Source organism: Ruminococcus sp. YE282, assembly GCA_900101355.1.
In the GTDB taxonomy this organism is placed as follows: domain Bacteria; phylum Bacillota; class Clostridia; order Oscillospirales; family Acutalibacteraceae; genus Ruminococcoides; species Ruminococcoides bromii_A.
In genome coordinates this window covers 1-24,179 of record FMUV01000024.1, presented here as the reverse complement: position 1 = coordinate 24,179, position 24,179 = coordinate 1, and the positions used below count along the sequence as shown (strand labels likewise).

General features: G+C 35.2%; 22 protein-coding genes. 11 read left to right on the top strand and 11 right to left on the bottom strand.

What is annotated here, in order from left to right; genetic code table 11:
* Nucleotides 1-105: 105 nt before the first annotated feature.
* The 5 genes from BLP46_RS08445 to scfB all read left to right on the top strand — a co-directional run bounded on the left by BLP46_RS08445 (nt 106) and on the right by scfB (nt 6,784).
* Nucleotides 106-1,824, top strand: a complete 1,719-nt coding sequence (locus BLP46_RS08445; RefSeq protein ID WP_092978148.1) for a phospho-sugar mutase — start codon at nt 106-108, stop codon at nt 1,822-1,824.
* Nucleotides 1,825-2,098: 274 nt separating this feature from the next.
* Complete coding sequence (locus tag BLP46_RS08440) at nt 2,099-3,685, top strand: peptide chain release factor 3 (RefSeq protein WP_092978146.1); 1,587 nt, start codon at nt 2,099-2,101, stop codon at nt 3,683-3,685.
* A 21-nt stretch (nt 3,686-3,706) separates the two neighbouring features.
* Nucleotides 3,707-5,116 carry an aminotransferase class I/II-fold pyridoxal phosphate-dependent enzyme gene (locus BLP46_RS08435; protein WP_092978144.1) on the top strand — a complete coding sequence of 470 codons (1,410 nt, stop codon included), beginning with the start codon at nt 3,707-3,709 and terminating at the stop codon, nt 5,114-5,116.
* A gap of 59 nt (nt 5,117-5,175) precedes the next feature.
* Entirely contained in the window at nt 5,176-5,328 is a 153-nt protein-coding gene (gene scfA, locus BLP46_RS08430) for a six-cysteine ranthipeptide SCIFF (protein ID WP_092978142.1), read from the top strand.
* 82 nt (nt 5,329-5,410) lie between these two features.
* Nucleotides 5,411-6,784 (top strand): thioether cross-link-forming SCIFF peptide maturase, encoded by a 1,374-nt coding sequence (scfB, locus tag BLP46_RS08425; RefSeq protein ID WP_092978140.1) that lies wholly within the window; start codon nt 5,411-5,413, stop codon nt 6,782-6,784.
* Here the strand turns inward: scfB and feoB are convergent.
* The 3 genes from feoB to BLP46_RS08410 all read right to left on the bottom strand — a co-directional run bounded on the left by feoB (nt 6,779) and on the right by BLP46_RS08410 (nt 9,935).
* A complete protein-coding gene (gene feoB, locus BLP46_RS08420) occupies nt 6,779-8,680 on the bottom strand; it encodes a ferrous iron transporter B (RefSeq protein WP_318259545.1) in 1,902 nt (633 codons plus the stop codon). The two genes, scfB and feoB, sit on opposite strands and share 6 nt — an antisense overlap.
* A 17-nt stretch (nt 8,681-8,697) precedes the next feature.
* Entirely contained in the window at nt 8,698-8,934 is a 237-nt protein-coding gene (locus BLP46_RS08415) for a FeoA family protein (protein ID WP_167669224.1), read from the bottom strand.
* A 128-nt stretch (nt 8,935-9,062) separates the two neighbouring features.
* Complete coding sequence (locus BLP46_RS08410) at nt 9,063-9,935, bottom strand: methionyl aminopeptidase (RefSeq protein WP_092978134.1); 873 nt, start codon at nt 9,933-9,935, stop codon at nt 9,063-9,065.
* Between the two features lie 154 nt (nt 9,936-10,089).
* Here BLP46_RS08410 and BLP46_RS08405 point away from each other — a divergent pair, with 154 nt between their 5' ends.
* The 3 genes from BLP46_RS08405 to BLP46_RS08395 are packed head-to-tail and all read left to right on the top strand — an operon-like array spanning nt 10,090 to nt 12,871.
* Nucleotides 10,090-10,800 carry an N-acetylmuramoyl-L-alanine amidase gene (locus BLP46_RS08405; protein WP_092978132.1) on the top strand — a complete coding sequence of 237 codons (711 nt, stop codon included), beginning with the start codon at nt 10,090-10,092 and terminating at the stop codon, nt 10,798-10,800.
* Between the two features lie 14 nt (nt 10,801-10,814).
* Complete coding sequence (gene radA / locus BLP46_RS08400; protein ID WP_092978130.1) at nt 10,815-12,179, top strand: DNA repair protein RadA; 1,365 nt, start codon at nt 10,815-10,817, stop codon at nt 12,177-12,179.
* Nucleotides 12,176-12,871, top strand: coding sequence for a DUF6873 family GME fold protein (locus BLP46_RS08395; protein ID WP_092978128.1), 696 nt, complete (start codon nt 12,176-12,178; stop codon nt 12,869-12,871). Before radA ends, BLP46_RS08395 begins: the two co-directional genes overlap by 4 nt.
* Nucleotides 12,872-12,883: 12 nt before the next feature.
* On the opposite strand, the gene BLP46_RS08390 is transcribed toward BLP46_RS08395, so the two are convergent.
* Nucleotides 12,884-13,870, bottom strand: a complete 987-nt coding sequence (locus BLP46_RS08390) for a tyrosine-type recombinase/integrase (protein WP_092978126.1) — start codon at nt 13,868-13,870, stop codon at nt 12,884-12,886.
* Nucleotides 13,871-14,183: 313 nt separating this feature from the next.
* Nucleotides 14,184-15,515, bottom strand: a complete 1,332-nt coding sequence (gdhA, locus tag BLP46_RS08385) for an NADP-specific glutamate dehydrogenase (RefSeq protein WP_092978124.1) — start codon at nt 15,513-15,515, stop codon at nt 14,184-14,186.
* 423 nt (nt 15,516-15,938) lie between these two features.
* On the opposite strand from gdhA, the gene BLP46_RS08380 reads away from it, so the two are divergent.
* Nucleotides 15,939-16,148, top strand: a complete 210-nt coding sequence (locus BLP46_RS08380; protein WP_092978122.1) for a helix-turn-helix domain-containing protein — start codon at nt 15,939-15,941, stop codon at nt 16,146-16,148.
* 157 nt (nt 16,149-16,305) lie between these two features.
* On the opposite strand, the gene BLP46_RS08375 is transcribed toward BLP46_RS08380, so the two are convergent.
* The 6 genes from BLP46_RS08375 to BLP46_RS08350 all read right to left on the bottom strand — a co-directional run bounded on the left by BLP46_RS08375 (nt 16,306) and on the right by BLP46_RS08350 (nt 21,971).
* On the bottom strand, nt 16,306-16,917 hold the full coding sequence (locus BLP46_RS08375) for an HdeD family acid-resistance protein (RefSeq protein WP_092978120.1): 612 nt from the start codon (nt 16,915-16,917) through the stop codon (nt 16,306-16,308).
* A gap of 36 nt (nt 16,918-16,953) precedes the next feature.
* Complete coding sequence (locus BLP46_RS08370) at nt 16,954-17,241, bottom strand: hypothetical protein (RefSeq protein WP_143000476.1); 288 nt, start codon at nt 17,239-17,241, stop codon at nt 16,954-16,956.
* Nucleotides 17,242-17,387: 146 nt separating this feature from the next.
* Nucleotides 17,388-17,714 (bottom strand): hypothetical protein, encoded by a 327-nt coding sequence (locus BLP46_RS08365; RefSeq protein ID WP_092978116.1) that lies wholly within the window; start codon nt 17,712-17,714, stop codon nt 17,388-17,390.
* Between the two features lie 145 nt (nt 17,715-17,859).
* Nucleotides 17,860-18,282 (bottom strand): GNAT family N-acetyltransferase, encoded by a 423-nt coding sequence (locus BLP46_RS08360; protein WP_092978114.1) that lies wholly within the window; start codon nt 18,280-18,282, stop codon nt 17,860-17,862.
* Entirely contained in the window at nt 18,282-19,622 is a 1,341-nt protein-coding gene (locus BLP46_RS08355; protein ID WP_092978113.1) for a CCA tRNA nucleotidyltransferase, read from the bottom strand. The genes BLP46_RS08360 and BLP46_RS08355 overlap by 1 nt, the downstream gene beginning before the upstream one ends.
* 9 nt (nt 19,623-19,631) lie before the next feature.
* Nucleotides 19,632-21,971, bottom strand: coding sequence for an HAD-IC family P-type ATPase (locus BLP46_RS08350; protein ID WP_092978111.1), 2,340 nt, complete (start codon nt 21,969-21,971; stop codon nt 19,632-19,634).
* 169 nt (nt 21,972-22,140) lie between these two features.
* Between BLP46_RS08350 and spoIVB the strand changes: the two genes are divergently transcribed.
* Together spoIVB and spo0A are read left to right on the top strand one after the other, a co-directional pair.
* Complete coding sequence (gene spoIVB / locus BLP46_RS08345) at nt 22,141-23,154, top strand: SpoIVB peptidase (protein WP_167669223.1); 1,014 nt, start codon at nt 22,141-22,143, stop codon at nt 23,152-23,154.
* A gap of 137 nt (nt 23,155-23,291) precedes the next feature.
* Nucleotides 23,292-24,062 carry a sporulation transcription factor Spo0A gene (gene spo0A / locus BLP46_RS08340; protein ID WP_092978108.1) on the top strand — a complete coding sequence of 257 codons (771 nt, stop codon included), beginning with the start codon at nt 23,292-23,294 and terminating at the stop codon, nt 24,060-24,062.
* Nucleotides 24,063-24,179 lie beyond the last annotated feature (117 nt).

Below are 24,179 nucleotides of genomic sequence, written 5' to 3'. Positions count from 1 at the left end.
TTTTTCAAGAAATGTGATATAATAAATTTGATTTGGCTAAAATATTTAAGATATTTTGTCAATTTGTGTAAACTTACCGAATTTATTTATTGGGAGTAGTGTTATATGGATATTATGAAGTTGTATAATGATTGGTGTTCAAATGCAAACGAGGACAAAGACCTAATAACCGAACTAAAAGCAATTGAAAACGATGAAAACGAAATTTACGAACGTTTTTATACTTCGCTTAAATTCGGTACGGCAGGTCTTAGAGGTGTTATCGGTGCCGGCACTAACAGAATGAACATTTATGTTGTTCGTCAGGCTACACAGGGCTTGGCTAACTACGTTCTAAAAAAATACGGCAAAGGTTCAGTAGCAATATCACACGACAGCAGAATCAAAGCTGACCTTTTTATGATTGAGGCAGCAAGAGTTCTTGCAGCAAACGGTATTAAGGTTTATATAACTAAAGAGCTTGAACCTACTCCGGTTCTTTCATATCTTGTACGCTACTTTAAATGCCAAGCAGGTATTATGGTTACTGCAAGTCACAATCCTGCAAAATACAACGGTTATAAAGCATACGGTGAAGATGGTTGTCAGATGACCGACGCTGCTGCTACTGCTGTATATGATGAAATCAGCAAGCTTGATATTTTTAATGACGTTAAGATTGCAGATTTTGAAGAATCGGTAAAATCAGGTATTATCGAATACGTTGACGACAGCGTATATGATACTTTTCTTGAAAAGGTTATGGAACAACAGGTAAATCCTGGAATTTGCAAAGGTTCAGGATTAAAGGTTGTTTACACACCTCTTAACGGAACAGGTAACAAGCTTGTACGTAAGGTCTTAAATAAAATCGGAGTTGAAGAAGTTGACATAGTAAAAGAGCAGGAACTTCCTGACGGTAATTTTACAACATGTCCATATCCAAACCCGGAAATTAAAGAAGCTCTTCAAAAAGGACTTGACCTTTGCGAAAAAGTACAGCCCGATTTGTTATTGGCAACTGACCCTGATGCAGACAGAGTAGGTATAGCTGTAAAAGACTATGACGGAAGCTATCGACTAATTTCAGGTAACGAAAACGGTGTAATGCTTACTAATTATATACTTTCATGCAAGAAAGAAAACGGAACTCTTCCCGAAAAACCGGTTGTTGTAAAAACAATCGTTACTACAAAACTTATAAATAAGCTTTGCGAAAAATATAATTGCGAACTTAAAAATGTTTTAACAGGTTTTAAATACATCGGTGAAGTTATACTTAACCTTGAAAAAAAACATGAAGAAAATCGTTATCTGTTCGGCTTTGAAGAAAGCTATGGCTATTTGTCAGGAACTTATGTAAGAGACAAAGACGCAGTAGTTGCATCTATGCTCGTTTGCGAGATGGCTGCTTATTATAAAAAGCAAGGCAAGTCACTTGCTCAGGTAATCGACGGTCTTTATGAAGAATTCGGTTACTACATTAACCAAACATATGCATTTGAATTTGACGGTGCAGCAGGTATGCAGAAAATGGCTGATATTATGTCTGAAATAAGAAATAATTCACCAAAAGCAATTGATAAATATAATGTTACAAAAATCTGCGATTATCAGCTTAAGAAAGAAACTGATATTGTAACAGGAAAAGTTGATGATATCAATCTTCCTACGTCAAATGTAATTGCTCTTAATCTTGAGGGTGACAATGCAGTCATTATTCGTCCAAGCGGAACAGAACCAAAGATTAAATTATATATAACCGCTGTCGGCAAAACTCATGAGGATGCAGTTAATATATGCGAGCAAATCGTAAAGTCTGCCAAGGCTTTGATTGGTTGTTAATTTAAGTATTATATAAAAAGCAAAAACTGATTTCGTTTTTTTACGGAGTCAGTTTTGTTTTATTTAATTAAAGGTGTATATTTTTACACATTAATACAAATATTTACTGCTTTCTTAACAAAAGTATTATAAAAAAACTTTTTTACATCCTATCAGATATCCGTAGGTAAAATATCAGAATATTTTTTGTAATACTGTTGACATATACAGATAAATAATAGTAAAATAATAAGTTGTAACTATCTTGATTTATAATTCCGAAAGGATTGAACTTATGGCTTCTTTAAAAGATGAAATTGCAAAACGCAGAACTTTTGCAATAATTTCCCACCCTGATGCCGGTAAAACAACACTTACCGAAAAGCTTTTGCTCTACGGAGGAGCAATTAATCTTGCCGGATCGGTAAAAGGAAAAAGAACCGCAAAACACGCAGTATCTGACTGGATGGAAATTGAAAAGCAGCGTGGTATTTCTGTTACATCATCTGTTTTGCAGTTTAAGTATAACGGTTACTGCATAAATATTCTTGATACACCGGGACACGAGGATTTTTCTGAGGATACTTACCGAACACTTATGGCAGCAGATTCTGCCGTAATGGTTATTGACGGTTCTAAGGGTGTTGAAAAGCAAACTATAAAACTTTTCAAGGTCTGTGTTATGCGCAACATTCCAATCATTACATTTATCAATAAAATGGATAGAGACGCCAAAAATCCATTTGATTTGCTTGAAGACATTGAAAACGTATTGGGCATCAATACCTATCCTATAAACTGGCCGATTGGCTCAGGTAAAGAATTTAAGGGTGTATTTGACAGAAATACAAGAACGATTCTTTCATTTACAGCAAATAACGGTCAAAAAGAGGTTGAAAAAGAAGTTTTATCTCTTGATGATCCTGCTCTTGACGATAAAATCGGAATGTATCAAAAACAAGATTTGTTTGACGATATTGAGTTGCTTGACGGTGCAGGTGATGAATTTGACCTTGATGCAGTACGAAACGGAAAATTAACACCTGTATTCTTCGGTTCGGCATTGACAAACTTTGGTGTTGAACCGTTTCTTGAGCAATTCTTAAAGCTCACTACTTCTCCGTTACCTCGTGAAACTGTTGATGAAGAAGTAGACCCGATGTCAGATTACTTCTCAGCCTTTGTATTTAAAATACAGGCAAATATGAACAAGGCTCATCGTGACAGGGTAGCGTTTATCAGAATTTGCAGCGGCAAATTTGAAAAAAATCTTGAAGTGTATCATATTCAGGGAAACAAAAAAATGCGCCTGTCGCAACCACAGCAAATTATGGCTCAGGAACGTGAAATTGTTGATGAAGCATATGCTGGCGATATAATAGGTGTTTTTGACCCGGGTATTTTTTCAATCGGAGATACTCTTTGTTCTCCTCAACACAAAGTTAAGTTTAAAGGTATCCCTACATTTGCTCCGGAGCATTTTGCACTTGTGCGACAGAAAGACACAATGAAGCGCAAGCAGTTTATCAAAGGAACAAGTCAGATTGCCCAAGAGGGTGCAATTCAGATTTTTCAGGAACTTGATGCAGGTATGGAAGAAGTAATTGTCGGCGTTGTAGGCGTGCTTCAATTTGATGTACTTAAGTATCGCCTCGAAAACGAATACAACGTTGATATTGTACTTGAAAGTTTGCCTTTTGAGTACATTCGCTGGATTGTTAATGAAGATATTGACCCTAAGACTCTTGATCTTGCCTCTGATACTAAACGTATTCAGGATTTAAAAGGTAACCATTTGCTGTTATTTACAAGTTACTGGAGCATAAATTGGGTTCTTGAGCACAATAAAGGACTTGAACTCAGAGAATTTGGAAATAATTAAATACAAAATACAGGAGGATATATGCTGTTTGATAAACTAAAGGAATATACCAAAAACGGCATATATCCTTTTCATATGCCCGGACATAAGCGCAACAATATAGATGAAGATGGTATTATTCCGTATGAAATTGACCTGACTGAAATTGAGGGCTTTGATAATCTTCATTCTCCAAATAACTGCATTAAAAATATTGAAGAGAAAGCAGAACGGCTTTATTCTGTCAATAAGACTTTTTTACTGGTTAACGGTGCAACTTGCGGAATATTATCTTCAATAAGAGCAATGACGCGCGCCGGGGATAAGGTAATTGTTGCGAGAAATTGCCATATATCGGTATATAACGCTATTGAAATTTGCTCACTGGAACCAATCTATATAATGCCTGATTTGTTAGATGATTTTGGTATCAACAATTCAATACCACCATTACAAATTGAAAATGCGCTTAAAAATAATCCCGATACAAGTCTTGTAATAATTACCTCTCCTACATATGAGGGAATAGTATCTGACATTAGGTCAATTTCAGATATATGCCATAAATATGGCGCAAAATTATTTGTTGATGAAGCACACGGCGCACATTTCCCTTTTTCTGACAGATTTCCGAGCGAATCTGTTCAAAACGGCGCAGACGTTGCGGTTGTCAGTCTACATAAGACATTGCCATCGCTTACTCAAACCGCTCTGCTTTTAACAAATGATAATAGTATTTGCAATGCTTTACAGGCAAACCTATCAATTTTTGAAAGCAGCAGTCCGTCATATATTCTGATGGCTTCAATTGAAAAATGCTTAGACTACATAATTGAAAATGGTGATGGTTTTAAGAATTATACTGATAATTTAGATTCTTTTTATTGCAAAACGCAAAATTTAAAAAACTTAAAAGTGCTTTTTAATCAGAAAAATATTTATTCATCGTATTTTGATTATGATTTTGGCAAAATTTTAATTTCAACTTCAGGTACTACAATTAACGGTAAGAAATTGGCTAAAATTCTAAGAGAGAATTATAAAATTGAAACCGAAATGTCTTATACTAACTATGTACTTGCCATGACATCTGTTTGTGATTCAGAACAAGGATTTACTAGGCTTGCCGACTCGTTGATAAAAATTGACAAAGAACTACGTATGAATCCGCAGTCAGAATGTCACATAATTACAGAGTTACCTTGTAAAAGATTCAAATCCTCTCAAAGATTTAATTTTACACCTCAAGTTATTTCATTAAAAAATGCTGAAAACAAAATTTCGCTTGAATATATATGGGCTTATCCTCCGGGAATACCTATTATTGTTCCGGGGGAAATTATCTCAAACCAAATAATAGACACTATTTTTGCTTTAAAGAAAAATAACATAGATATATATTCAAGTGAGAAAATGGTTCCAAACTTCATAACTGTTGCCAAAACTGATTGACAAAACTAACCGGTTGTGGTAGAATTTTAATATAAAATCTTCAAGGAGAATGATTTATTATGAAAAGAATTAAAACTATTGAAACTCGCGACCTTAATAAGAGCGTAAAAACAGGCGGCTGCGGCGAATGTCAGACTTCTTGTCAGTCAGCTTGCAAAACTTCATGCGGCGTTGCTAATCAGCAGTGTGAGAAGTGCCTTAGCGAGAAATAATTTTCATTTTTAGAAAACAATAAGGATTTACTGCCGTTTTCCTTTTAGGAAACGGCTTTCCTTTTGCCTATGGGAGATAAATATGGTACATCAATATAAATTGAACGGATACAATATCGTACTTGATACATTCAGCGGAAGCGTACATTGCGTTGATGACCTTGCCTACGATGTTATTGAAATGTATGAGAATAACAGCAAAGATAAAATTATTACAGAAATGCTGAAAAAATACGCCGATTTTCCTGAAATAACGAAGCAGGAAGTTTGTGATTGCATTGATGACGTTGAAGAATTAAAAAACGACGGCAAACTTTTTACTGAGGACAAGTATAAAGATCTTGCTTTTGATTTTAAAAAGAGAAATACTGTTATTAAAGCCTTGTGTCTTCATATTGCTCACACCTGCAATCTCAACTGCGAATATTGCTTTGCAAGTCAGGGAAAATACCACGGAGACAGAGCATTGATGTCATTTGAGGTAGGCAAGAGGGCAATTGATTTTCTTGTTGAAAATTCAGGTTCAAGAACAAACCTCGAAGTGGATTTTTTTGGCGGCGAGCCACTCATGAACTTTGACGTCGTAAAACAGATTGTTGCATATGCAAGAAGTATCGAAAAAGAAAAGAATAAGAACTTCAGATTTACGCTCACTACTAACGGAATGTTAATTGACGATGACGTAATAGAATTTGCAAACAAAGAATGTCATAACGTGGTGCTTAGTCTTGACGGCAGAAAAGAGGTTCACGATAATCTTCGTAAGACCGTTAACGGAAAGGGCAGCTATGATATAATCGTTCCAAAATTTCAGGAGTTTGTCAAGAAGAGGGGAAACAAAGGTTACTACGTCAGAGGTACATATACTCACAATAACACCGATTTTACAAATGATATTTTCCATATGGCTGACTTAGGCTTTACGGAGCTTTCTATGGAGCCCGTAGTATGTTCTCCAAACGATCCATATGCTCTTACATACGATGATCTTCCGATTTTATACGAACAGTATGAAATTCTTGCAAAAGATATGCTCAGACGTGAAAAAGAGGGAAAACCGATTACTTTCTATCACTATATGATTGATTTAACAGGCGGACCGTGTATTTATAAGCGAATTTCTGGCTGTGGCTCCGGAACTGAATATATGGCAGTTACACCTTGGGGAGAACTTTTCCCTTGCCACCAGTTTGTCGGAGACCCTAAATACAGCCTTGGAAATATCTACGACGGAGTAACAAACACTAAAATTCAGGATGAATTTAAATTATGCAATGCATATGCACGCCCCGACTGCAAGGATTGTTGGGCTAAGCTGTATTGCAGCGGCGGATGTGCTGCAAATGCATATCATGCAACCGGTTCAATAAGCGGAACATACGAATACGGCTGCAAGCTGTTTAAAAAACGCATTGAATGTGCGATTATGATGAAAGTTGCACAAGCTGATTTATAAAATACGAGCTGTGTTTGCAACTAACATACACAGAAATATACCTATCACGGTAGGAATTATCATAGAGAGCAGGGTGGTTTTTAAACTCCCTGTCTCTTTTTTTATAGTCAGGCATGTTGTCGAACATGGATAATGCAGAACGCACATTATCATCATGCAAATAGCTGTTACAAAGGTCCAACCGTTCGCCGAAAACAATTCAAGGAGCTCTTTATAGCTTGAAAAATCAACGAGAGTGCCGTTTGCCATATATGACATTATAATAATAGGTATAACCGTTTCATTGGCAGGAAATCCCAATATAAATGCCATAAGTATAACTCCGTCAAGTCCGATAAATTTTCCGAATGGGTCAAGAAATTCAGTACAATATTGTAGAATTGACACATCACCAATATAAATATTAGCGGTTAGCCAAATTATTGCTCCTGCAGGTGCTGCAACAGCCACCGCTCTGGCAAGTACAAAAAGCGTTCGGTCAATAAATGAACGAACCAATGTTTTTATTATTTGCGGCTTGCGATATGGCGGAAGTTCAAGTGCAAAGCCCGACGGTTCTCCTTTTGCAAAGGTTCTTGATAAAAATTTTGATATTACCAGTGTAAGCAGAACACATACAACAATTATCAAGAGCAAAATACCTGCGACTTCAATTGATGAAATAAGACCAAATGAGCTGCCTGCAAAAAACATCATAATAAGTGCAATCAGCGTAGGAAAGCGTCCGTTGCAAGGCATAAAATTGTTTGTTAATATGGCAATTTTTCTTTCTTGAGGCGATTCAATGATTCTGCAACCGGTTACTCCGCATGCATTGCACCCCAGTCCCATTGCCATAGTGAGACTCTGTTTACCGTGAGCACCGCATTTAGAAAAGAATTTATCAAGGTTAAATGCAATTCTCGGCAAATATCCGGAATCTTCAATAAGAGAAAACAAAGGGAAAAATATTGCCATAGGCGGCAGCATTACTGAAACAACCCAAGCAAGGGTTGTATACACACCGTCAATTAAAATACCTGTAACAAATGGCGTAATACTTAAAAAATCAAATAGTTTTGTCAACTGTTCCTTTAAAATTTCAAACAAATAACTTAACCACTGGCTTGGATAGTTTGCACCGATTGCAGTTATCCAAAACAGTATTGCAAATAATAACAGCATAATCGGAATACCTGTTGATTTTGAAGTTAATATTTTGTCAAGTTTGCTCAATTTTTCTTTTGAGCCTTTGTAAACACATTGATTACATATTCTTTTACTTAAAGATGCAAATTTATGACTTGCGGCTTTATAATCGTTAATGTTAAGTACATCTATGTTTTCAAAATTTCTTTCTACTCTGAAACATTTGATATTTCCAATACAAATTTCAAAAATTTTATTTTTTAGCTCATCAAGTCCTCGTTTTTTTGTTGCGCAGGTACACACTACCGGTATGCCTAAATTGAGTGACAATTCATCGGTATCAATACTTATTCCGTTTTTCTCGGCTTCATCACATAGGTTAAGACATAAAATTGCATTTTTTTGCAGCGATAATACCTGCAATGCAAAAGAAAGATTCCGCTCAATTACATTTGAATCAATTACAATAACTGTACAATCTATTTTATTTTCGGCAAGAAAGTTTCTTGCAACATTTTCTTCTTCAGAGAAAGACACCATAGAATAAGTACCGGGCAAATCTGTTATTTCAAAATATTTGCCCTTTATTTTTGTTTTGCCCGACGAACATTCAACTGTTTTTCCGGTCCAATTTCCTGTATGCTGTTTAAGCCCTGTAAGAGCGTTAAAAATTGTACTTTTTCCTACATTTGGATTACCTGCAAGTGCTATATTATAGTCTGATTTACAAGATTTTTTAGAACAAACAAAGTTATCTCTTGAAAACAAAGAACCACCTCCGAATTTTATATTGGATCAACAATTATGCTTTTGCAGTCCTTTTTTCTCAGAGCAATTAATGTATCCTTGACTAAATATGCAATAGGGTCACCAAACGGGCTTTTAAATGCTGCTTTTATAAGTGAATTTTGGGTTATTCCCAAATCGTATATTCTATTTATAAGATTAGAATTGCAATCTATATTTACTACCTTAGCTGATTTGCCTAAAGGCAATACATCAAGCGTTATTTCTTCCTGCACACAAATCACCGATTCTGACTTTTTTATAGCATAATATTCTTTAACGATTTTTGTGTGACATTATTGCAATCAACAAAAAACTCGTTTGCCTGATTAGTTCAAACAAACGAGTAAGATTTGAATATTTATTAATACGATATTATTTCGTATCCGTCATCGGTTACAAGAACCTGAATTTCCCATTGAGCGGATGGCTTACCGTCCCTTGTGTAGATTGTCCAGCCGTTTTCTTCATCAACGTAAATATCAGCGTCTCCCATATTAATCATCGGTTCTATGGTAAATATCATTCCGGGTACCATAAGCATTTCGGTTCCCTTTTTAGAAACATAGCTTACCCAAGGGTCTTCGTGGAACTCAAGCCCGATTCCGTGACCGCCAACTTCGCGAACAACCGAATAGCCTTTGCTCTTTATGAAATCATTTACCGCTTGTCCCATATCTCCAAGGAATCCCCATGGCTTAACCTGTTTTAAACCTTCATAAATACAGTCTTTTGCGGCTTTCACCAAAGCTTTGTTTTCTTCGCTTACATTACCAATGCAAAACATTCTTGATGAATCAGAATAATAACCGTTAAGATTTGTTGACACATCGACATTTACTATATCGCCGTCTTTAAGAATAATGTCCTTTGACGGAATACCGTGGCACACCTCATTATTAATTGATGTGCATACGCTTTTCGGGAATCCCTCATAATTAAGAGGTGCCGGAACACCGCCCTTTTTATATGTTATATCATTTACCCATGAATTAATTTCTTCTGTTGAAATTCCTGCCTTTATATGTTCTGAAACATAATCAAGAACAGCAATATTAATTACAGCACTTTCCTTAATTTTTTCAATCTGTGATTTTGTTTTTATTATTGTGTGGTCAGGAACTTCAAATCCCTGAACTTCAAACTCTTCAATTTTTTCGTCAAAATCAATGTGGCACTTTTTATACTTTTTTCCGCTTCCGCACCAACATTCATCATTTCTGCCGGGTTTATCCATTAAAATTTCTCCTTATAACTTATAATAATATACATATTATACCACTAAAAAACAGCTTTCACAATATAATTTATTGCTAATAAAATCCGATTGGTGTATAATTATTGTAATATATCACCTTTTAAACTGCATATTTTGTTTTAGAGGTGATTGTGTGGATTATAAAAAAACATTCGCTGTTTTTTCGTGTTTAATTATTTTTGCGGTTTCGTTTGTGCTTATAATGTCATCGGTTGTAAACATTAATGTTAATGTATCTAACAATACAATCAAAAAACTGCCTGATATAGTAATTGACCCCGGGCACGGCGGGGAAGACGGAGGAGCCGTAAATGACAGTGGAGTTCTTGAAAAGAACATAAATCTCAGTATTTCAAATGATACGGCAGATTTATTTTCTTTTTTGGGATTCAACGTAACAAAAACCCGTAATGAAGATTGTTCATTGTCAGATGACGGGGATACAGTTCACAAACGCAAAGTTGCTGATATGAAAAAGAGACTTGAAAAATATAATTCTTCTGATAATAACGTTGTGATTAGTATTCATCAAAACAAGTTTACAGAAAGTCAATATCACGGTACACAAATTTTTTATTCAAAAAACAACGAAAAAAGCAAACTGTTAGCTGAAAACATAAAATATTCGGTTAAAGCTCAGCTTCAACCCGATAATGAAAGAGAATGTAAAGCGGCAGATAAGAGCATTTACCTATTGCATAACGCTAAGGTTCCTTCGGTTATCGTTGAATGTGGCTTCATTTCGAATAAAGAAGAATGCCAAAATTTGCTGTGTGAAGATTATCAAAAACAGATGTCATACGCAATAGTTACCGGATTTTTAGATTATTATAATACAAATTAGGATGTGAAATAAGCATGGCTAAAATCAAAAGCGTTTATATTTGTTCTGAATGTGGTTATGAATCCCCCAAATGGTACGGAAAGTGTCCGTCGTGCGGTGAATGGAATACAATGAACGAAGAAATCAAAGAAACCGCAAAAACCTCTTCGTCTATTAGCCATAGCAGAGTATCAAATTATACAAAACCTCTTACGATTGATGAAATCTCAACTGAAGATGAACATCGCTATGATACGGGCAGCAAAGAACTCAACAGAGTGCTCGGAGGAGGAATAGTAAAAGGCAGTCTTATTCTACTTGGCGGCGACCCGGGAATAGGCAAATCTACTGTACTTATGCAGATTTGTCAGTATATGGGTGACTCACTTAAAATACTGTATGTTTCCGGCGAGGAATCAAAACGACAGTTAAAGCTTAGAGCAATCCGTCTTGGAGTTAATTCTCCAAACCTTTTTGTTATGACTCAAACAGACGTAGAAATTATTTGCGAACAAATAAGAAGTGAAAAACCTGACCTTGTCATGATAGACTCCATTCAGACGATGAATTTATCTGAGCTTAATTCATCGCCCGGAAGTGTAACACAGGTAAGGGAATGTACAAACATGCTTATGCGTACAGCCAAAGAATGCGATATTCCCATGTTTATCGTAGGACACGTTAATAAGGAAGGCTCAATTGCCGGACCAAAGGTTCTTGAACATATAGTTGATACTGTACTGCATTTTGAGGGTGACAAACAGATGAGCTGCCGTATTCTGAGGGCCGTAAAGAACAGATATGGTTCAACAAACGAAATAGGCGTTTTTGAAATGACGGACAAAGGTTTGCAAGAGGTTGAAAATCCGTCAGTTATGTTACTTTCGGGGCGACCTAATAATGTTTCGGGCACCTGTGTCACTTGCACAATTGAGGGCTCACGTCCGATTCTTGCAGAAACCCAGGGATTGGCTACTCAAAGCGGATACGGTAATCCAAGAAGAATGTCCACAGGTTTTGACTATAACAGACTTTCACTTCTGCTTGCTGTCCTTGAAAAGCGTGCAGGCTATTATTTCTCAAATTGTGATACGTATATAAATATTGTCGGAGGACTTCGCGTTGATGAGCCCGCAATAGATTTATCAATTGCTATAGCGTTAATTAGCAGTTTAAAAGATACGCCGGTCGATGAAAAAGCAGTTGTTTTTGGAGAAATTGGTCTTGCAGGGGAAATAAGAGCGGTTTCGCAAGCCCAAATGCGAATTAATGAGGCAGTAAGGCTCGGTTTTAATAAGATTGTGCTTCCGTACCATAATCTTAAAGGTGTGCATTGCGATGAGGCTGAGCTTATCGGTGTAAAAAATATTCGTCAGGCATTTGAGGCTGTAAGCCAATGAGCGAAATCGTAATGTCTGATAAATATCCGCAGTTTTGTAATGAAATCGCAAAAATGGGACATACTGTTATTTTTTCAGACACAATAAAAATTTTTCATACACCCGAGCAAAAGCATCCTGATATGCAACTATTGGCAATCCGGGACAATTTATTTATGCTCAACGAGTGCATCGGATTAAAAGGAAAACTAAATTCACTTGGCAAAAAAATAATCTGCTGTGATAAAGCAGCAGAAAAGTGCTATCCTGAAAACATATTGCTAAATTGCTTATATTTAAACAACACATTGTACGGAAAAATTAATAAGATTGATAAGACAGTTCTTGATTACTGCAATAAAAATCATATCAGGACAGTTAATGTAAACCAGGGTTACACCAGATGTTCAACGCTTGTAATAAACCAAAAGGCAGTTATAACTGCTGACAAATCAATCGAAAAATCTTTAAAAAAAGATGGGGTAGAGGTTCTTTTGGTTTTCCCGGGAAATATTGTTATTGACGGTTTTGATTATGGATTTATCGGCGGTGCAGGAGCACAAATTGATAATACAACAATATTTTTCGGAAATATTGAAAAACATCCTGAATATCATAGAATTAAAAAGTTCTGTTTAAAAAATAATTCAGATATAAATATATTATGTCCAAACATGCCTCTTACTGATATTGGGGGAATAGTAAGAATTTAATTAAAAATATTATTAGTCATCACTATCGTTTTTGCTTACATTAGCAAGAGGATTATTGTCAGCGGCACTTTTTAATTGGGTAGAACTTAGATGAGTATATATTTCAGTAGTACCAAGATTCTCATGACCTAAAACTTCTTTTAGGACACGAACATCTACATCTCCGTATTGATACATAAGAGTAGCAGCAGTGTGTCTTAATTTGTGACAAGAATATCCTTGCGCATCAAGACCGATTTTTGCAAGGTATTTATATACCATAGCCTGAATGGTTTTAACCGACATTCTATTATGGTTACGGCTTATAAACAGCGCTTTTTTGTCTTTTACGCCATCCACAGGGCGAACTTTCATATAATCGTTTAGTGCATTTACACAGGCCTTATTAAGATAAATTACACGCTCCTTGTTACCTTTACCAACCACTCTGATAGTATTATCAGTACGTATATCAGTATAATTAAGGCCTGCCATTTCAGAAACACGCAATCCGCAGTTTAAAAACAGGGTAAGGATTGCATAATCACGCTCTTTATAATCACCCTCAACAGAGTTTAATAGTTCCATACTTTGTTCCAAAGTAAGATATTTTGGAAGTTTTTTTGGCTTTTTAGGCATTTCAAGGTCTTCAAGTGGATTCTTGTCAAGATATTTTCGATTTGAAGACAAAAATTTAAAATATCCTTTTAAACTTGAACATTTTCTTGCTCTTGCAGCAACTTTGTTGTTACGGTCACGCACAAGGTAGTTCATATATTCATATGCATCATTCAGCGACACGGTTTTTAAAAGATTAAGATCAACATCGTCAATCTTAATCTTATCAAATTCAACATCCGAAGGTACAAGCCCTCGGTGAATTTTTAGGTATCTAAAAAAAGTTCTCAAATCTATAAAATATTCATTTACAGTCTTTGACGAACGTGCGCGAACGGTTTCCTGATAAAATAAATATTCTTTTAAAATTTGCGAGGCTTCATTACGAAAATCAGCAGCCATTATATTTCATCTCCTAAGTTTACATAGAATAGGGAATTAACCTAATTTTATATCAGTATTATATCATATTTTAATAACTGATAATTCCTAAACAGAATATTATACAAAATGAATATTTTGTATAATTCGGGGGATTTAGTTTTTTCTCGTGCCCCGAATTACTCGCTTAGGCTACTGCGAAGTTAAGGAGATTTCTTGTAGCCGGCGCTTACAAGGTCAAGCTCACTTTATTTTAATATAAAATGAAAAATTGCAGCAGTCGATTAATTCTCGACTGCTGCAAATATTTTTTATTAATCCTAATTTAATTAAATTAGCAAACACCCTGCTGAATCATTGAATCAGCAACCTTTTCAAAACCGGCAATATTTGCACCAACTACATAGTCACCTTCATGACAGTACTTCTTAGCAGCTGCTGAAATATTCTTGTAGATATTAACCATGATATCCTTAAGTTTTGCATCTACTTCTTCAAATGTCCATGAAAGACGCTGTGAGTTCTGGCTCATTTCAAGAGCTGAAGTAGCTACACCGCCGGCATTAGCTGCCTTACCAGGAGCAAACAAAAGACCTGCGCTCTGAATAAGCTTTGTAGCTTCAAGAGTAGTAGGCATATTTGCACCCTCAGCAACAGCATAGCAGCCGTTAGCAATAAGTCTCTTAGCATCTTCTTCGTTAAGTTCGTTCTGAGTAGCACATGGCAATGCAACGTCGCACTTAACTGACCAGTCGAATTTGCCTTCGTGATATTCTGAGTTTTGACGATACTTCTTGTACTCAGTAAGACGCTGTCTGTTAACTTCCTTAATCTCTTTGATAGCAGCAAGGTCAATACCCTCAGCATCATAAATCCAGCCGTTAGAATCTGACATAGTAACTACCTTAGCACCAAGCTGCGTAGCCTTTTCAGTTGCATAAATAGCAACATTACCGGCACCTGATACACATACTGTTGTACCCTTGATGTCTTTGCCGTTGTCTTTGAGCATTGCTTCTGTAAGATAAAGAAGACCATAACCGGTAGCTTCTGTTCTTGCAAGAGAGCCGCCCCAGTTAAGACCTTTACCAGTGAGAACACCTTCATAAAGGTTCTTAATTCTCTTATACTGACCAAACATATAACCGATTTCACGAGCGCCGGTACCGATATCACCTGCCGGTACGTCTGTGTCTGCACCGATGTGCTTGCACAATTCTGTCATAAAGCTCTGACAGAACTTCATAACTTCGTTATCGCTCTTACCCTTAGGATCAAAGTCAGAACCGCCTTTACCGCCGCCGATAGGAAGACCTGTAAGTGAGTTCTTGAAAATCTGTTCAAAACCAAGGAACTTAATTACACCGAGGTTTACTGACGGATGAAGTCTCAAACCGCCCTTATACGGTCCGATTGCACTATTAAACTGAACACGGAATCCGCGATTAACCTGAACCTTGCCGTCATCATCAACCCAAGGAACTCTAAACATAATTACTCTTTCAGGCTCTGTGATTCTTTCAAGAATACCAGCTTCTTCATACTTTGGGTTCTGCTCAAAAACAGGTTCCAAAGAAGTAAGAACTTCGGTTGCTGCCTGAATAAACTCAGGCTCATTTGGATTTTTTGCTTTCAGCTTTTCAAGCTGCTCGCTTACATATGACATATTAAGTCCTCCCTTAAAAAAATTCACATAATACATAGTGAAAATCAATTTTGCAAGTTTAATACATTGAACTTTCACCGACTCTTATATAATACAACATTGTTATTAAATTTGCAATACTATTTAGAATAAAATTGCAAATTTTTTGAGAAAATACACCTTACAATGCTTTATCTTGCTTTTATTGCAACTTTATAATTATAAATCTCATAATCTAAAAATTGATACCTATATAAATTAAATTATCTGAGCCTTTTTAGAGCTAAAAAATCAAGTTTTAACATTTAAAAATAGTTTTGTATAATTCAAACTGTATAAACTAACATTATTTAAACATATGATTCAACTTTAGTTGCGAACAGACATATTAACATGTTATAATAATGTTAATAATACTATTTGTAATATAAAGGACATGATTATATGGAATATTGTAAAAGATTAAAAGAGCTTAGAATAAAAAACGGTTATACACAACAACAAATTGCCTATATCCTACATACCCGTCAGGAACAATACAGTAAATACGAAAGTGGAAAACGCGAACTTCCTATACGTCACTTAATTACACTTTGTTGTCTTTACAGGGTTTCGAGTGATTACATTCTTGGAATTGAGAATTTTGTAAAATAACTCCCCTATTCCCCATTTAGTTTGCCAACGTTATTTCAATTTATGTTGTACTGAAAAAAAGCTATCTATCAATTAAATAGATAAAGTTCAAAACTTATCCAGAGACACAAAAAGGCTGTCGGGTGTTTCCCGACAGCCTAACAATTATTTTATTATTTTATTCTTCGTTATTGATTTTTAAATTCTTAGCATTTATGCTTTCAATAAATAGCGTTACTCCACCTATAATCATATATATTGCAACAATTATGCTTGCAGCTGCAACTGATGTTATCGGCATAGTCAAGAATAAGATTGCCGAAACTATATTTAATATCCCGTTTACTATTACCCAAGCAAAATTTCCTACACCAAAATAATTAAGTCTGCGTACAAGAACAATTTGTTCAATTCCAAGCAATAACAAGTTTGCTGCAAACAAAAAGCTAAAATACGATATCAATATCTCCGGCGGTGCGGTTATCAGGCATATTCCTATAATGATATTCAATATTCCGCACACAAGTCCTCCGCCTGTTCTAATGAGCATCGGCGTGTTTAAGTATTCAATGATTTCAAATATACCAAACAGTAAAATCAGTATGGCGGCAATTACCTCTACTACATACGCCGCCTTAATAGGAAAAATGCAGCAAAGAATACCGACACCAACCATTAAAATGCTTACTATAATGCCAATAATTCTTATGCTCTTTAGTTTTCTGTTCCATTTATCTTTAAATTCTTCAACAACATAGGTATTTTCATCCACTTGATATCTGTTTTTCATATTTTACCTCCGAAAATAGAATAATTATCAGAAAAGCTAATTTTCTTTAAATAATATACATTCATTTTTTTCCAGACATTCCTTAGCCTTTATCTGTCTGTCATTTCTGCCTTTGTAGTAATACCAAAGAATATTATCAAAATCTTTTCTGGTTAAATCCTGATTATCGTTTATAATTTTTGCACTCTCAATTATATCGCCAATTAATTTATGATAATCCTTATATTTGTTGTAATACAATTTTCTTACCCTACTACTTTCCTTACTATTTTTATTTATGTACCAAAGTTTTTCTCCTTTTTCATCTTTTTTTCCTAAATACACAAACGCATAATATGGTAGAATTTCTTCTAAAACACTGTCATATATTGAGTAATCGTCTTTTTGGAAACAACTTATATTGCAATATGCGCAAAATTTAGTTGCAAATGAAAAGTGGTTGCCTCCGCCTATTTTTGATATCGCATTTACTATTTCTTGATTTCCTGATTTATATCATTGCCAAGATTTTCGATACCATACTCATCTAAGTAGCTTTTTAACTTATCAAACCAACCATTTACATAAATATGCGTCGAGTTTTCCTTATCTATGAGCTTGATTGCCTTCTCAAGTTCATCTAAGTCCTTAGGGAAATAACTAAATTGTTTACTGAAACTTTCTTCCCTATCGTTACTATAATTTGAATCGTTATCAATAATAGCTTGCATGAAAAGTGTGTTTTTCTTTGAAAATATCGGTAATCCGTTTTTGTCTAAATCAAATTTATATGGATTTTTAAAATTTATCAAATTCAACTGAAACGCATCCTTTTTGTTAATATTATACAATAATATACAACATATGTCAATAATTAAGTCAACAAAGATAATAAAGCAAGAGATATATTTTATCCCTTGCTTTATTATAAAATCAGATACATATTCAAATATAAAATGACAATTACAAAATTTTCTCCATGTGGATATGTTCGCAATATTCATCAAAATATATATCGCCGGAAGCTTGATATCCTGACAACTCATAAAATTTCTTGACTCTTAGCTGAGCGGAAAGCGATATTGAAGTTCCGCCCAACCGTTTTACCTCATTTTCAATTTCATCTAAAATTGCCTTTCCAAGGTGTTTTCCCCTATACTCTTTACGAACGGCAATTCTGCCCGCCGCATAATTATCTTTGATTTTATCATTTTTATAAAATCGGCAACACGCAATCGGAGTATCGTCTTTGTACATAACAATGTGATATGCCTTATTGTCAATTTCATCAAACTCATTTACGAATTTTTGTTCTTGTACAAAAACTTCTTCACGTATTGTTTTTGCTTCATCGGACAAAAAATTAGTTGTTTTAAAATTAATCATTAAATATTCCTCACTATTTCTTTAGCTTTATCAAGCAGCGCTCCCCTTGTGTTCTCAACTTTTTCATCAATTACCAAGCTTAATAAAAGCTTAAGAGTGCTTCCAATCATTTTTCCTTCGGTAATCCCCATATTAATTAAGTCATTTCCGTTCACTGCAAGCTGTTTTAAAGTAAAACAGGATTTTTCTGAGATTATCTCTTTAAATATATTTTCAGCAAGGTCAATTGCTTCGAGTTTTTCCTTTTGTCGATATTCTGACTGAGCCAAAATATCAGCACGCTGAACTTTAAAAAGCAATGCCATATTTTGCTCCCCTATTTTATTCATAACATGTTTGATTTGTTTTTTGGTACCGCTAAAGCGTACATCGTGATAAATAATGAGAGTCAAACACGTATCAATAAAACAATTTGGATATTTTAATCTATGAAGAATATCATTTGCATAGATTGCACTGTGCTTTGGGTGTCCCTTGAAATGGCAAGTGCCGTCAGCATCCCGTTTACAGGCGTTAGGTTTTCCCAAATCGTGAAAAAGCATAGTAATCCTTAAAATCAGCTCGGTCTCTATTGAGCTTACGGCATGAGTAGTATGTCGCCACACATCACGGTTGTGGTGCTTAGTATGTTGCTCATAATCAAATGTCTGCTCTATTTCAGGCATAAAAACCGCAAATACACTACGAAAATCATTTAAGATTTCCTCGACTCCATCACCACAAACAAGTCGGTTTAGTTCATAGGCTATTCTTTCTGCCGATACATTGTTTAATAGATTACGGTTATCTAAAATAGCTTGAGCAGTTGAAGAATCTATTCTAAAACTATAAACGGAGGCAAAACGCAGTGCACGAATAATTCTTAGAGCGTCTTCCCTAAACCTTTTTTCAGGTTCTCCGACACATCTGATTGTTCCAAGTTTTAAATCTTCACAGCCGTGATACGGGTCAACAATACCCTTTTCATCGTTATATGCAATGGCGTTAATCGTAAAATCACGTCTTGCAAGGTCATCAATTATATTGGTAGTAAAATCTACATTCTTTGGATGACGATTATCAGAGTATTCTCCGTCAATTCTATAAGTGGTTATTTCAAAAATTTCTTTATCAATTTCAACCGATACGGTGCCGTGTTTTATTCCCGTATCAATTGTATGGTATTTAGACAAACATTCTTTAATTCCATCGGGCTTTGCATTGGTACATATATCCCAGTCATGCGGAGTTTTGCCGAGAATTGAATCTCTGACACAACCGCCGACTATAAAGGCTTCAAAGCCATTTCTATTTAATTCGATTAGTAATTCATTAACTTTTTCCGGTATTGAAATTTTCATATTACCGCCTTATTGATTTTTATTTTTTCTTATAACATTTTCGGCAATATTGTATAAAATATTAAATACCAATACAGTTATAACGGTTAGGATTATAAACATTGTTAATGCCGGTATTCCGAGTGGGCAAAGTGAAAACAAATTACTGCAAAATATGCTAAGTACAGCTATTCCGCTAACACTAATAATAATCATAATCACCCTTAAAATATTAAACGGAATTGAAAGTCTAATTATTAGCAATAAGCACGAAATTGCCGTCATAAAAACACATATGGTAGACATCTCGTTATGAGTAAGGCCAAAACACGAGCTTGTGGTGCTGACTATTATAATGTTCATAACCACACAAAACGCTGCAGGAATTGCGCGAGAAAAAATGTTATAAATAAAGCTTCCGCGTATTCGATCTTTATTTGGCTGCAAAGCTAAAACAAATGACGGGAAACCAATTGTGAATGCTCCGATAAGAGTAAGTTGAATTGGTTCAAACGGATAAGGAGCATTAAAAAATATAAAGAAAATTGAAATAATAACCGAATAAATGGTTTTTACAATAAACAAAGACGAGCTTCTTTCAACATTATTAATTGTTCTTCGCCCCTCTGCTACTACTTCGGGCATAGACGCAAAGTCGTTGTTAACAAGCACAAGCTGTGAAATATTTCTTGCAGCTTCACTTCCAGATGACATTGCAACTGAACAATCTGCCTCCTTCAGAGCGAGAACGTCATTTACTCCGTCTCCCATCATAGCAACATTGTGACCGTGATCTTTTAATGCAAGTACAAGTTTCTTCTTTTGAGCAGGTGTAACCCTGCCAAACACGCTGCAACGTTCAGCTGCTTCAAATAGCTCGTCATCAGTAGTAACGCTTGACATATCAACTGCATTTTCCGCCCCTTCGATGCCGGTTTCTACTGCAATATTCTGTACAGTCTTAACGCTGTCACCTGAAATAACCTTAAGCGCAACGCCCTGTTCTTTAAAGTATCTGACAGTGTCCTTAACATTATCCCTTAGCACGTCTTTTATCAGAATAAGAGCCATTGGCTTTAAATCATCAGGCAAATGTTCGCCGTCAATAACGGAATCTGAAACTGCAAGTGCAAGAATCCTGACAGTTTCATTTATTTTATTGATTTTAGAATAAACATCAGCAAATTTGCTTTTATCTTTAAACACAAATTCTGCGGCACCTATAATATATGTTTTACCGTTTTTATAACGACCGCCGGACCACTTTGTTTCAGAAGAAAAGGGCGTAAATGTTCTGCAGGTAATCGGAATTGTTTCCTTGACATAGTCTTTAATTGCATACAGTGTTGCGTTAATCTCCTCAGATGCATCAACAATTGAAGAAAGTGCTGTTTTAATCTCATCTTCTGAATTATTAAATTTTATAACATTCTCAACTGTCATACGGTCTGCCGTTAATGTTCCGGTTTTGTCAACGCACAACACGTCAACCCGAGCAAGCGATTCAATGCAATACATTTCATTTACAAGCACTTTCTTTTTCGATAATCGAATGACCGAAACAGCAAGGACAGAGCTCGTAAGCAAAATCATTCCGCCCGGTATCATTCCGACAATTGAGGCAACGGTACTTTCAACCGTTTGCTTAATATCGCCACCTAAAATTCCAAATTGTCTGATAAATAATATTACTCCAATCGGAACAATAATAATAGTGCAAATTTTAACAATAAATTTAAAAGATTTTAAAATTTGAGAATTGACTTTTTTTATGTACTTAGCTTCATTATTAATCTTTGCTGCATAACACTCTGAGCCAACGCAATTAATTTTTGCATAACATTTTCCAGCTGCAATAAAACTTCCGGATAACAGATTATCACCGTTTTTCTTTTCTATGAGATTGGATTCACCTGTAAGTAAGCTCTCGTTAACCTTGCAATTACCTGAACATACGACACAATCAGCCGGAATCTGATCACCGCGTGAAAGAATTATAATATCATCCAAAACAATTTCTTCTTTTGAAATCTCAACAACTTTTCCGTTTCTGACCACCTTAGTTTTGCTTTCGGAAAGTATTGTAAGTTTATCAACGCTCCTCTTTGAACGTATTTCCTGAAAAATACCGATTGCAGTATTGCAAATGACAATACCTATGAATAACATATTTTTGTACGAACCGACAATTAATAACGCTATAAATAAAGCAATATTCACAGCATTAAAAAGCGAACAAATATTATCATAAAAAATGCTTTTAACAGATTTTGTTTTTAATTCTGAAGAAGCATTTGTTTTTCCTTCCTTAATTCTTTTTTCAACTTCGGCTGAGGTAAGACCTGTTAATTTCATATCATATTCTTGCATAATTACCTCCTTGTAATTAATATATCTTTTGAAAATAATTGGAAAAAAACACGTAAACACTGATTTTTTCAATTATCAAAAGCCAAGTTATTTTTTAATAAATCAAAACCACATTTACTTATATTATAAATGCAAATAATAATAAAGGCAACGGAAAGTGGGTGATTTTTTGAAAAAAATAAAAATAATAATATCAGTTGCCCTGTTTATCACTTCTTTTTTTTGTTTTACTACAACATCATTTGCAGCTCAAGTTGATGGAAAATATGTTACTTTAGGCGGTGAAACTTTTGGTGTAAAGTTCTACAACGACGGAGTAATAATTGTTCAGCTTGAAGATTTTTATGACGGAGAAAAATATGTTTGTCCGGCTAAATCATCAGGTCTCGCTGTAAATGATATAATAAAGAAAGCAAACGGAAATGATATTAAATCAAACGAAGACTTGCAAAAAACAGCCTATGAATGTAACGGAGAACCTATTTCAATTGAATTTGAGAGAAACGGCGAAATTTTAGAAAGAAAAATTACTCCCATTCATAATACGGCAGGTTCATATTTACTCGGTGCATGGGTACGCGACAGCTGTGCAGGTATTGGAACGATAACTTATTATGATACGGATAATAATTATTTTGCCGCACTCGGACACGGAATATGCGATAATGATACAAATGCATTATTGCCGCTTGGTTTCGGAGAAGTTGTTCATGCAAATATAAGCTCTGTTACAAAAAGTATCACAGGTAAGGCAGGAAGTCTTAACGGATATTTTACTAACGATAAAATCGGTAATTTGACAAAAAACACCGATGTGGGAGTTTTTGGCACTATCAACAATATTATTAGCAATAAGGGAAAAATTGAAATTGCTGATCTTGACGAAATTAAAGTTGGAAAAGCAAGTATCTACACCACTATAAATTGTGATGAAATCGGATGTTATGATGTAGAAATAACAAAAATATGCACTTCTGACTCAGAATCAAATGAAAATTTTGTAATAAAGATTACAAGTGATAAATTGCTTGAAGAATGCGGCGGAATTGTGCAGGGAATGAGCGGAAGTCCCATAGTTCAGGACGGTAAACTTGTCGGAGCGGTAACGCATGTGTTCCTTAATAAAACTAATGAAGGATACGGAGTAGCTATACAAAATATGGTAGAGCACTCGGTCGATTAACACGATATATTGGCATTTTTTGTCTGTCGAAAAACCTCGGCAAAAATATTTTAAAAAAATACTTGGAAAGTATTGCCAAGTTTGCCAATTTGTGGTAATATAAGTTTACAATCAAAACTTGATGGGAGATTATGACAATGGCCAATAATATTAAACTTATTATCACCGAGGATGCGTCTGAATTTTCGCAGGAAAGTATGAAAATATTGCAAAATTTTAATATTTCTTCTTCCTTCTGTGCCAAGGACGGCGAAGACCTTTGCACACGCATTCGTCAGGAAGAACCTGATGTCGTTTTAATGGATTCTTTTATGACGAGACTTGACGCGATCGGTGTTATGAGGAACATTAAAAGACAAAATTCCAAACTGCCGGTATTTATTGTATTCTCATCTTTTCACAGTCCGGTACTTGAAAGAGAAATTATGAGTGCCGGTGCAAGCTACTTTGTGCTTAAACCTTATGATATTTCAGAGCTATGTGAAAATATTACTAAAATGGTTAAAAAAGGCAAAGATGGATTATTCAGTAATCCGATAAGTATCGACGCTTTTGGTATAGAGATAAAGGTAACCCAGATACTACACGAAATAGGCGTTCCCGCTCACATTAAAGGTTATCATTACCTGAGAGATTCTATTATAATGTCAGTGGAAAAACCGGATATTATTAATGCAGTTACCAAGCAGCTCTATCCGTCAGTAGCCAAAAAATACGAAACAACTTCTTCAAGGGTTGAAAGAGCCATTCGCCATGCAATTGAGGTAGCTTGGGACAGAGGCGACATTGACGTATTGAACTCCTACTTTGGCTATACAATTCACAACGACCGAGGGAAGCCGACAAACAGCGAATTTATCGCAATGATTTCCGACAGATTAAGACTTCAAATCAAGAACGCAAGTTAAAAAAACAGCGTCACATTATAAATGACCTGCCCCAGATTGAGCAGACAGTACAAAAACAGCCTAATTGGTAGAAAATAAAATTTTAAGCAACAAACTGATTTCGTTTTTCAAGCGGAG

Excerpts from the sequence above, each read along its gene's own strand:
- gdhA (WP_092978124.1), bottom strand. The coding sequence starts at position 15,515 with ATGTCATATGTAAGCGAGCAGCTTGAAAAGCTGAAAGCAAAAAATCCA.
- BLP46_RS08390 (WP_092978126.1), bottom strand. The coding sequence starts at position 13,870 with ATGGCTGCTGATTTTCGTAATGAAGCCTCGCAAATTTTAAAAGAATAT.
- BLP46_RS08380 (WP_092978122.1), top strand. The coding sequence starts at position 15,939 with ATGGAATATTGTAAAAGATTAAAAGAGCTTAGAATAAAAAACGGTTAT.
- BLP46_RS08395 (WP_092978128.1), top strand. The coding sequence starts at position 12,176 with ATGAGCGAAATCGTAATGTCTGATAAATATCCGCAGTTTTGTAATGAA.
- scfB (WP_092978140.1), top strand. The coding sequence starts at position 5,411 with ATGGTACATCAATATAAATTGAACGGATACAATATCGTACTTGATACA.
- BLP46_RS08350 (WP_092978111.1), bottom strand. The coding sequence starts at position 21,971 with ATGCAAGAATATGATATGAAATTAACAGGTCTTACCTCAGCCGAAGTT.
- BLP46_RS08445 (WP_092978148.1), top strand. The coding sequence starts at position 106 with ATGGATATTATGAAGTTGTATAATGATTGGTGTTCAAATGCAAACGAG.
- BLP46_RS08435 (WP_092978144.1), top strand. The coding sequence starts at position 3,707 with ATGCTGTTTGATAAACTAAAGGAATATACCAAAAACGGCATATATCCT.
- BLP46_RS08410 (WP_092978134.1), bottom strand. The coding sequence starts at position 9,935 with ATGGATAAACCCGGCAGAAATGATGAATGTTGGTGCGGAAGCGGAAAA.
- spo0A (WP_092978108.1), top strand. The coding sequence starts at position 23,292 with ATGGCCAATAATATTAAACTTATTATCACCGAGGATGCGTCTGAATTT.
- scfA (WP_092978142.1), top strand. The coding sequence starts at position 5,176 with ATGAAAAGAATTAAAACTATTGAAACTCGCGACCTTAATAAGAGCGTA.
- BLP46_RS08375 (WP_092978120.1), bottom strand. The coding sequence starts at position 16,917 with ATGAAAAACAGATATCAAGTGGATGAAAATACCTATGTTGTTGAAGAA.
- radA (WP_092978130.1), top strand. The coding sequence starts at position 10,815 with ATGGCTAAAATCAAAAGCGTTTATATTTGTTCTGAATGTGGTTATGAA.
- BLP46_RS08355 (WP_092978113.1), bottom strand. The coding sequence starts at position 19,622 with ATGAAAATTTCAATACCGGAAAAAGTTAATGAATTACTAATCGAATTA.
- BLP46_RS08360 (WP_092978114.1), bottom strand. The coding sequence starts at position 18,282 with ATGATTAATTTTAAAACAACTAATTTTTTGTCCGATGAAGCAAAAACA.
- BLP46_RS08440 (WP_092978146.1), top strand. The coding sequence starts at position 2,099 with ATGGCTTCTTTAAAAGATGAAATTGCAAAACGCAGAACTTTTGCAATA.